Below are 7472 nucleotides of genomic sequence, written 5' to 3'. Positions count from 1 at the left end.
CACAATAGGGTTTTCTGGAGCAAGACCAAATCTTGTGGGTGAATCAATTTGCCACACGACTTGTGGGTAACTTCAAGCCCATGCGCACCGCCACCTTGCAGCGCTAGGTTCACCCGAACCGTCGCCGCCCTGTTCAGCTGGTTCACAAGGCTGTCCAGCCACCATCAACTGAAATCGTCGTGCCAGTAATCTGATCGGCGGCGGGCGAACATAGGAACGCAACCGTCCCACCGATCTGTGCTGTCGTTGCAAACTGGCGGCTTGGCTGGCGCTCCAGCATCACCTCTTTTATGACCGTGTCCCGGTCCATTCCGTGCTTTTTCATTTGGTCGGGAATCTGTGCTTCGACCAATGGGGTCAGCACATAACCGGGGCAAACCGCGTTGCAGGTGATGCCTTCTCCCGCTGTTTCCAAGGCAGTGACTTTGGAAAAGCCAACGACCCCGTGTTTGGCCGCAACATAGGCCGACTTATAGGGGCTTGCCGTCAATCCATGCGCCGAGGCCACATTGACCACCCGGCCCCAGCCTTTGGCCCGCATCATGGGCAACGCGACCGCAGTCGTGTGAAATGCCGACGACAGGTTAATCGCCAAAATGGCATTCCACTTATCAATCGGAAATTCTTCAATCGCGGCGACATGTTGGATGCCCGCGTTATTTACCAAAATATCACAGGCGCCCGCCGCCGCAATCAGCGCCCGGCAAGCCGCAGCATCCGACATATCGGCCTGAATATAACGCACCTTAACCCCATGCTCTGCCGCAATCTCGGCTGCCAAAGCATGATCTTCGGGCCGGTCGGTGAATGAGTTGATCACTACATCCGCCCCCGCACGCGCCAGTTCATGGGCAACGCCCAACCCAATCCCCGAGTTCGACCCTGTAACAACGGCTGTTTTTCCGGCAAGTGACATTGGCTGTTCTCCATATATGCACCTGCAGCATTAGCGCAAACCAATCGCAAAATCGAGCCTTCTTCGCCTAGCACAAGGTAAAGTGACCCCACAAAAACCCGATCTTGGCCACCAAGGGCTGCGCGGCTTCATGTTGGGTGCGCCAACATATGGGCCCTTTGGCTAACGGCTGCTTTGTTAGCCATGGCCATTGAGGTTCCGGATATAAAACCGGGCAAGTCCGTCGCGCCAAACCAAAAAAAACGCCAGCGCGAAGCTGGCGTTAAGTTATTGAGGCAGGTTTCATACAGGCAAGAAACCTATCGAGCAGTGAATACTTTATACGCGTTAACTTGCTGGGGGCCAAGTAAAAAGTTTGAAAGTTAACAAAACCAGACGTAGTGTCGGCCGCAAGAAACATTGGGTCATTGGGAATAGCAACGGTATGAAACATCAAATTTTCGCGACATTTCGCACAGCAACAGCCGTGTTTTTACTGTGTGCAACAGCGATTCCCGCCTTTGCCAGCCCAAAACATGCCATAGCTATGTATGGTGAACCTGCACTTCCACCTGATTTTGTGTCGCTCCCTTACGCGAACCCCGATGCGCCTGCTGGCGGGCGCATTGTCTTTGGCGAATCGGGCAGCTTCGATTCGCTGAACCCTTTCATCTTGAAAGGGCGCGCGCCTTGGGGCCAAACCGGCCTGACCACCGAAACGCTTTTGGGCCGTTCTTATGACGAACCCTTCACACTTTACGGGCTGTTAGCCGAATCGGTTGATACCGATGAGGCCCGCACCTACGTCGAATTCACCCTGCGCGAGGAGGCCAAGTTTTCCGATGGCAGCCCCGTGACAGCCGAAGATGTGCTGTGGTCGTTTCAAACCCTCGGCACCAAAGGCCACCCGCGCTACCTGAATTCATGGACCAAGATCGCCAGCGCCGAAATTACCGGCCCGCGGTCGGTTAAGTTCACCTTTAACACACCAGACCGCGAACTGCCCCTGATCATGGGCCTGCGCCCCGTTTTGCAAAAGGCACAATGGGAGGGCAAGGATTTCACGGAATCGACTCTCGAGGCCCCCATCGGCAGCGGCCCCTATACCATCGGCAAATATGAAACCGGTCGTTTCATTTCCTTTGTCAAAAATCCGAACTGGTGGGGCCGCGATTTGCCCTTTAACAAAGGCCGCCAAAACCTTGATGAGGTGCGCTACGATTACTTTGGCGATGACGGCGTGGTGTTTGAGGCGTTCAAAGCCGGCGAGATCACCAGCTACCGCGAAACCAACGCCGCCAAATGGGATGCGCAATATGCTTTCCCCGCAGTTCTGTCGGGCGATATTGTGAAATCCGAAATCCCGCATTCCCGCCCTTCGGGCATCGACGGTTTTGTGATGAACACGCGGCGGGCGCAATTTGCCGATTGGCGGGTGCGTGAGGCGCTGATCCTTGCTTTCAACTTTGAACAGATCAACACCACCGTCACCGGCGGCACGGCCCCGCGTATTCAATCATATTTCTCAAACTCGGTTCTGGGTATGGCACCGGGCGTGCCTGCCACAGGACGCGAGCTTGAGCTGCTGCAACCCTTTGTTGCCGATCTGATCCCCGGCGTGATAGAGGGGTACGCCCTGCCCGTCGCAGATGGTGCCACCAACCGCAAAAACATCCGCGCCGCCAAAAAACTGCTAGAGGACGCGGGCTGGACTGCCGATGCCACCGGCACCTTGAAAAACGCCGACGGCAAAGCCTTTACCTTTGACATCCTGCTGACCAATGGCGCCGCCGAGGTTGTCACCATTGCCAATATGTATATCGAGGCGCTCAAACCCCTTGGCATCACCGCCACCCTAACCACCATCGACAGCGCCCAGATGACCGAGCGCACCAATGCCTATGATTTTGACATGACCCATATGATCCGCAACATGTCGCTATCACCCGGGAATGAGCAAACTTTCTATTGGGGCGCTGCAGGTGTGACCGAGCCGGGCAGCCGCAACCTGATGGGCATGAACGTGCCCGCCGCCGAAGCGATGATCGACACTCTGTTGAACGCCAAATCCCAAGAGGATTTTATCGCCGCCACCCATGCGCTGGACCGTATTTTAACCGCAGGCCGCTATGTCGTGCCGTTCTGGTATTCTAAATTCTCGCGGCTGGCCCATGTAAAAGGTTTGAAATACCCTTCAAATCTGCCAATTTACGGCGATTGGCCCGGCTTTCAACCTGATGTATGGTGGTTCGAACAGTAATGCTTTTGCCCCGCAGCTTACCCTGCGGGGCCAATTTAAGAAACACGGACAGGCACATGACAAAACGCTTTCCCTTGCGCACCTTGATAGCTCTAACTCTGTTGGCTGGCCTGACGGCTTGCGGCACGATTGATGGCATCGGGCGCGATATCTCTTCGGCCTCGAACCGCGCATCACAATTGTTTTAATAAAAGCGCGACTTTTTAAGCTAGGTGCGACTAAAGTGCGCTTGAGCAATCAGAGCGAACGCCATATGCCTCGCGTCTAATGGTACAAGCCCTGCTGAAAGGTCATATCCCGTGCTAAATTTCCTGCAAAAATTTCAGTCTTGGCGCCCCACACTGTCGCCCACAGTTCTAAACGTGCTGGTCGCCGCGTTTATCATGGCAGTGCATAATGATACGTTCTGGCAGCGCAGCATTTCAATATTTGAGATCCCGCTGACCGTGGCAGTCTTTGGCGGCGCGGTTTTTGCGCTGACGTTGCTTATAATTACGCTTTTTGCGGTGCGTTGGCTGCAAAAGCCGGTGCTGGCGTTTTTGCTGATACTCGGGGCGATCACATCCTATTACCAAGACGTGTTGGGCGCGACCATTGACCGTGAGATGATCCAGAACGCGATCACCACCACAGTGACGGAATCCAAACACCTGATCACTCCTGCCTTTATCATCCATGTGCTTTGGGCTGGCGTTTTACCTGCGATCTTGGTGTTTTGGGTCAAACTCCGTCGTGCCGCACCGCTGCGGGCTGCTATCAACTGGGGCGTCATGGCCGCCCTGTCTGTCGTTTTGTGCGTTGGCCTGCTGCTCTCGCATTTTGCCACGTTCTCGGTGGTTATTCGCGCCAAGAAAGAGCTGATGGCAAGCTATCAGCCCGGCGCGCCGCTGGCCGGCACCCTGCGCTATGCCCGTATGTTGCAAAAGGCCCAAGCGCTGCCACTGCAAGCTTTTGGCACCGACGCAAAACCCTCGGCAACGCTGGCCGCCCAAACCAAGCCGGTGCTGATTGTTGTCGTCCCTGGTGAAACGTCGCGCGCACAGAACTGGAGCTTGGGCGGCTATGAAAGGCTGACCAACCCCGAGCTGGCCAAGCGTGACATTACCTATTTCCCCAATGTCTCGTCTTGCGGCACGGCCACGGCCGTCTCCTTGCCGTGCATGTTTTCCACATATGGCCGCGCCGATTATAGCTATGACAAAGGTGTCAGCACCGAAAACATGCTCGATGTTTTGGCCCGCGCTGGGTATCATGTCGAATGGTGGGACAATAACACCGGCGACAAAGGCATCGCCAAGCGTCAAACCATGGAAAGCATCATCACCTCGACCGACCCACGCTATTGCGCTGATGGCGAGTGCAATGACGGGATTTTCCTTGATAAGCTGAAAGACTATGCCGACAGCATCACGCAAAATACTGTGTTGGTCCTGCATATGATCGGCAGCCACGGCCCGTCTTATTACCTGCGTTATCCCAAAGAGTATGAGCATTTCACCCCGACCTGCCAAACAGGCGAGCTGAAATCCTGCTCGATTGAGGAAATCACCAACGCCTATGATAACACGGTGGTTTATACCGACCATATTCTGGCCAGCTTTATCGATATTCTGGCAGCTCAGGATAAGGCCACAGCTGCGCTGTTCTATGTTTCGGATCACGGCGAGTCGCTGGGGGAAAATGGCCTCTATCTGCATGGCGCGCCCTATTTCATCGCACCCGAGTTTCAAACCCGCGTGCCGATGCTGACATGGATCCCGCAAAACTTTGCCGATGCTTTCCGCCTTCAGCGCGACTGCGTGGCGAACGAGGCGGATAAAGAGATCAGCCATGACAATATGTTCAGCAGCGTGCTAAGCCTTGCAGGCGTAGAGACCAGCGTGATCGACCCGAACCTTGACTTGATCGGACCTTGCCTCAATGCCAACTGAGCCCAAACCAAAACCGGACCGCATCACTGGCATTCGCCACCTTTTTGCCGCCGCCGGCTATTCTGTCGCAGGCATTCGCCGCCTGTGGGGCGAAACCGCTTTTCGGCATGAGGCACTGGGCCTGCCCGTGATAGCAGTGCTGTTTTGGGCCAGTGCGGCCCCGCTTTGGGCCTATGGCGTGTTCTTGATCTTGTGGTTTGTCCTGATCGCGGTTGAGGCGCTGAACACGGCGATTGAGGTGATGGTCGATCACATATCACCCCATTGGTCCGAGGCCGCGCGGGATGCCAAAGACCTCGGCTCGCTTGCGGTTATGGCGCTGCTTTGGGCCAATGGTGTGTTTGTGGCCTATGTTTTACTGTGTGCTTTTTACGGGTAACGCCGATGGTGCAGGCCCCGAATGCGGGCCTGCACATTTCCCGTGATCGCCAAGGGCGGCCAGCACCGAACAGGCACCCACCGCACCATCATCAGCATTGCATTCTGTCACAATCCGGCTCAACTCGGCCTCTAGTCGCTGCAACTGTGCAATCCGCGCCCGTGTAGCATTCAACTGGTCGCGCGCAATCTGGTTCATTGCATCACAAGGCTGCTCGGGATGCGCGCTCATCGCGATCAACGCGCGAATATCATCCAATGAGAACCCCAGCGCGCGCGCATGGTGGATAAACGCCAACCGCTCCAACGCCGCCGCGCCATAGCGCCGCTGGTTGCCCGCATTGCGTCCCGGTTCGTCCAACAGCCCGATACTTTCGTAATAGCGGATTGTTGGCACTTTAACGCCGGTTTGTTCGGCAAGTTTTCCGATCGAAAGCATGAAATACCCCTTGAACCTCTAGTGACTGGAGCAATTAGAAAGAGGACTAGGACGATTCTATAAGAAAGAAAAGAGGATACAATGTCGGGCTGCTGTGACCATGACGCCAAATTCGACGGGCTTTCACCCGATTACAAACGCCGCCTCTGGGCGGTCATCGCAATTAACGGGGGCATGTTCGGGGTCGAAATGATTGCGGGCCGGTTGGCCGCTTCCCAAGCACTGCAAGCCGACGCGCTGGATTTCTTTGCCGATGCTTTGACTTATGGTCTATCCCTTGCCGTGATTGGCGCGCCACTGGCCACGCGCAGCAAGGTGGCGATGCTAAAGGGGCTGTCACTGTTGGCGATGGGGCTTTGGGTGTTTGGCAGCACGGTTTATGCGGCGTTTGCAATGGGCCTGCCCGAGGCGCCGGTGATGGGGGCAATTGGGTTTATGGCATTGCTGGCGAACCTTGCGTCGGTAGCGCTGCTGATGGCCTATAAGGATGGCGATGCCAATGTGAGATCAGTCTGGCTGTGTTCACGCAATGATGCGATTGGCAATATCGCCGTAATGATTGCTGCGATGGCGGTTTGGGGCAGCAACACCGGTTGGCCGGATGTGATTGTGGCGGGAATTATGGCGGGGCTGTTCCTGACATCTGCCGCGCAAATCTTGCGGCAGGCCTGGGCTGAGCGTGGGGCCGAGGATCTGTGTGAAACAGATCTCGGCCATAATCATACGCATTGACGGGAAAATGGTTTGCGGGGGAACGGACGCGGGGGCGTTGCCCCCCTGGCCTGAAGGCCATTCCCCCCAGGATATTTGTGAACAGATGATGGAGGGCAAGCATTTCATATTGCCCTTGATGCGAGACGCCTCAGGTAAGGGAGGTTACCCAAAGCACGGTTGCGTCGTCTTCGGACAGGCTGACAAGATTGTGGCCCATGGATGCATCGTAATAGGCACTGTCGCCACGGCGCAGATCGACGGCCTCGTAGAATTCGGTAAACAGGCGCACGACGCCGGTGAGGACATAGAGGAACTCTTCGCCGTCATGGCGCACCCAGCCGTCAAAGTCATCAAAGCTGCGCGCACGGATCGTGGCGCGGTAGGGTAACATGGTCTTTTGCACCAGCCCTGCAGCGAGCAGTTCGTGCTCATAGGTGGTCGTGGGGTGCGCTTGGCCTTGGCCTTGCTTGGTCACGGCCATGCGGCCCATCACCTGATGGCGACTTGGCGGCGTAAAGAGCTGCGGCACCGAAATCGCCAAACCGCCTGCCAGCTTTTTCAGTGCCTCATAGGTGGGCGACATTTGCCCGTTTTCGATTTTGGAGAGGGTCGAGCGTGCAAGCCCCGCCTCTGTCGCCGCCTGTTCCAATGTCCAGCCACGCGCTTTGCGCAGCTCGCGGACCCGCGCGCCAAGGTCAAGCTGCGTAACAGGGGTGGCGTCGCGCTGGCCATCGCGGGCAATGCGGATCAGTTTTTCACCTTCGCTCATCTTTTTGTCCCTAAGACCTGATAAGTTTGCAATACGCGGGCAGGCCCGACCTTGCAACGCCGCCGGACGCGGTTTAGCAAGATCCT

The 7472-nt window shown here is 56.2% G+C and carries 8 protein-coding genes; 5 read left to right on the top strand and 3 right to left on the bottom strand.

Going from position 1 to position 7472, the window contains the following annotated elements:
* Window positions 1–142 precede the first annotated feature (142 nt).
* Entirely contained in the window at window positions 143–916 is a 774-nt protein-coding gene (locus tag ACEN2J_RS06230; RefSeq protein WP_442104154.1) for a 3-hydroxybutyrate dehydrogenase, read from the bottom strand.
* A gap of 424 nt (window positions 917–1340) precedes the next feature.
* Between ACEN2J_RS06230 and ACEN2J_RS06225 the strand changes: the two genes are divergently transcribed.
* The 4 genes from ACEN2J_RS06225 to ACEN2J_RS06210 all read left to right on the top strand — a co-directional run bounded on the left by ACEN2J_RS06225 (window position 1341) and on the right by ACEN2J_RS06210 (window position 5465).
* Window positions 1341–3155: an extracellular solute-binding protein gene (locus ACEN2J_RS06225; protein WP_442104152.1), complete on the top strand. Its 1815-nt coding sequence runs from the start codon at window positions 1341–1343 to the stop codon at window positions 3153–3155.
* Between the two features lie 56 nt (window positions 3156–3211).
* A complete protein-coding gene (locus ACEN2J_RS06220) occupies window positions 3212–3343 on the top strand; it encodes an entericidin A/B family lipoprotein (RefSeq protein ID WP_442104150.1) in 132 nt (43 codons plus the stop codon).
* 111 nt (window positions 3344–3454) lie between these two features.
* A complete protein-coding gene (locus tag ACEN2J_RS06215; protein WP_442104149.1) occupies window positions 3455–5086 on the top strand; it encodes a phosphoethanolamine transferase in 1632 nt (543 codons plus the stop codon).
* Window positions 5076–5465 carry a diacylglycerol kinase gene (locus ACEN2J_RS06210; protein WP_442104148.1) on the top strand — a complete coding sequence of 130 codons (390 nt, stop codon included), beginning with the start codon at window positions 5076–5078 and terminating at the stop codon, window positions 5463–5465. The genes ACEN2J_RS06215 and ACEN2J_RS06210 overlap by 11 nt, the downstream gene beginning before the upstream one ends.
* Here the strand turns inward: ACEN2J_RS06210 and ACEN2J_RS06205 are convergent.
* Window positions 5442–5903 carry a MerR family transcriptional regulator gene (locus ACEN2J_RS06205; RefSeq protein ID WP_442104146.1) on the bottom strand — a complete coding sequence of 154 codons (462 nt, stop codon included), beginning with the start codon at window positions 5901–5903 and terminating at the stop codon, window positions 5442–5444. The genes ACEN2J_RS06210 and ACEN2J_RS06205 overlap by 24 nt on opposite strands.
* Window positions 5904–5984: 81 nt before the next feature.
* On the opposite strand from ACEN2J_RS06205, the gene ACEN2J_RS06200 reads away from it, so the two are divergent.
* Window positions 5985–6635, top strand: coding sequence for a cation transporter (locus ACEN2J_RS06200; protein WP_442104144.1), 651 nt, complete (start codon window positions 5985–5987; stop codon window positions 6633–6635).
* A 130-nt stretch (window positions 6636–6765) separates the two neighbouring features.
* Here the strand turns inward: ACEN2J_RS06200 and ACEN2J_RS06195 are convergent, their stop codons facing one another.
* Window positions 6766–7386, bottom strand: coding sequence for a helix-turn-helix domain-containing protein (locus tag ACEN2J_RS06195; protein ID WP_442104142.1), 621 nt, complete (start codon window positions 7384–7386; stop codon window positions 6766–6768).
* Between the last annotated feature and the right edge of the window lie 86 nt (window positions 7387–7472).

Source organism: Pseudorhodobacter sp. W20_MBD10_FR17, from assembly GCF_052119765.1.
In the GTDB taxonomy this organism is placed as follows: Bacteria; Pseudomonadota; Alphaproteobacteria; order Rhodobacterales; family Rhodobacteraceae; genus Pseudorhodobacter.
Note: the sequence above shows the minus strand (reverse complement) of the source record. Positions and strands in the feature narration are given on the sequence as shown.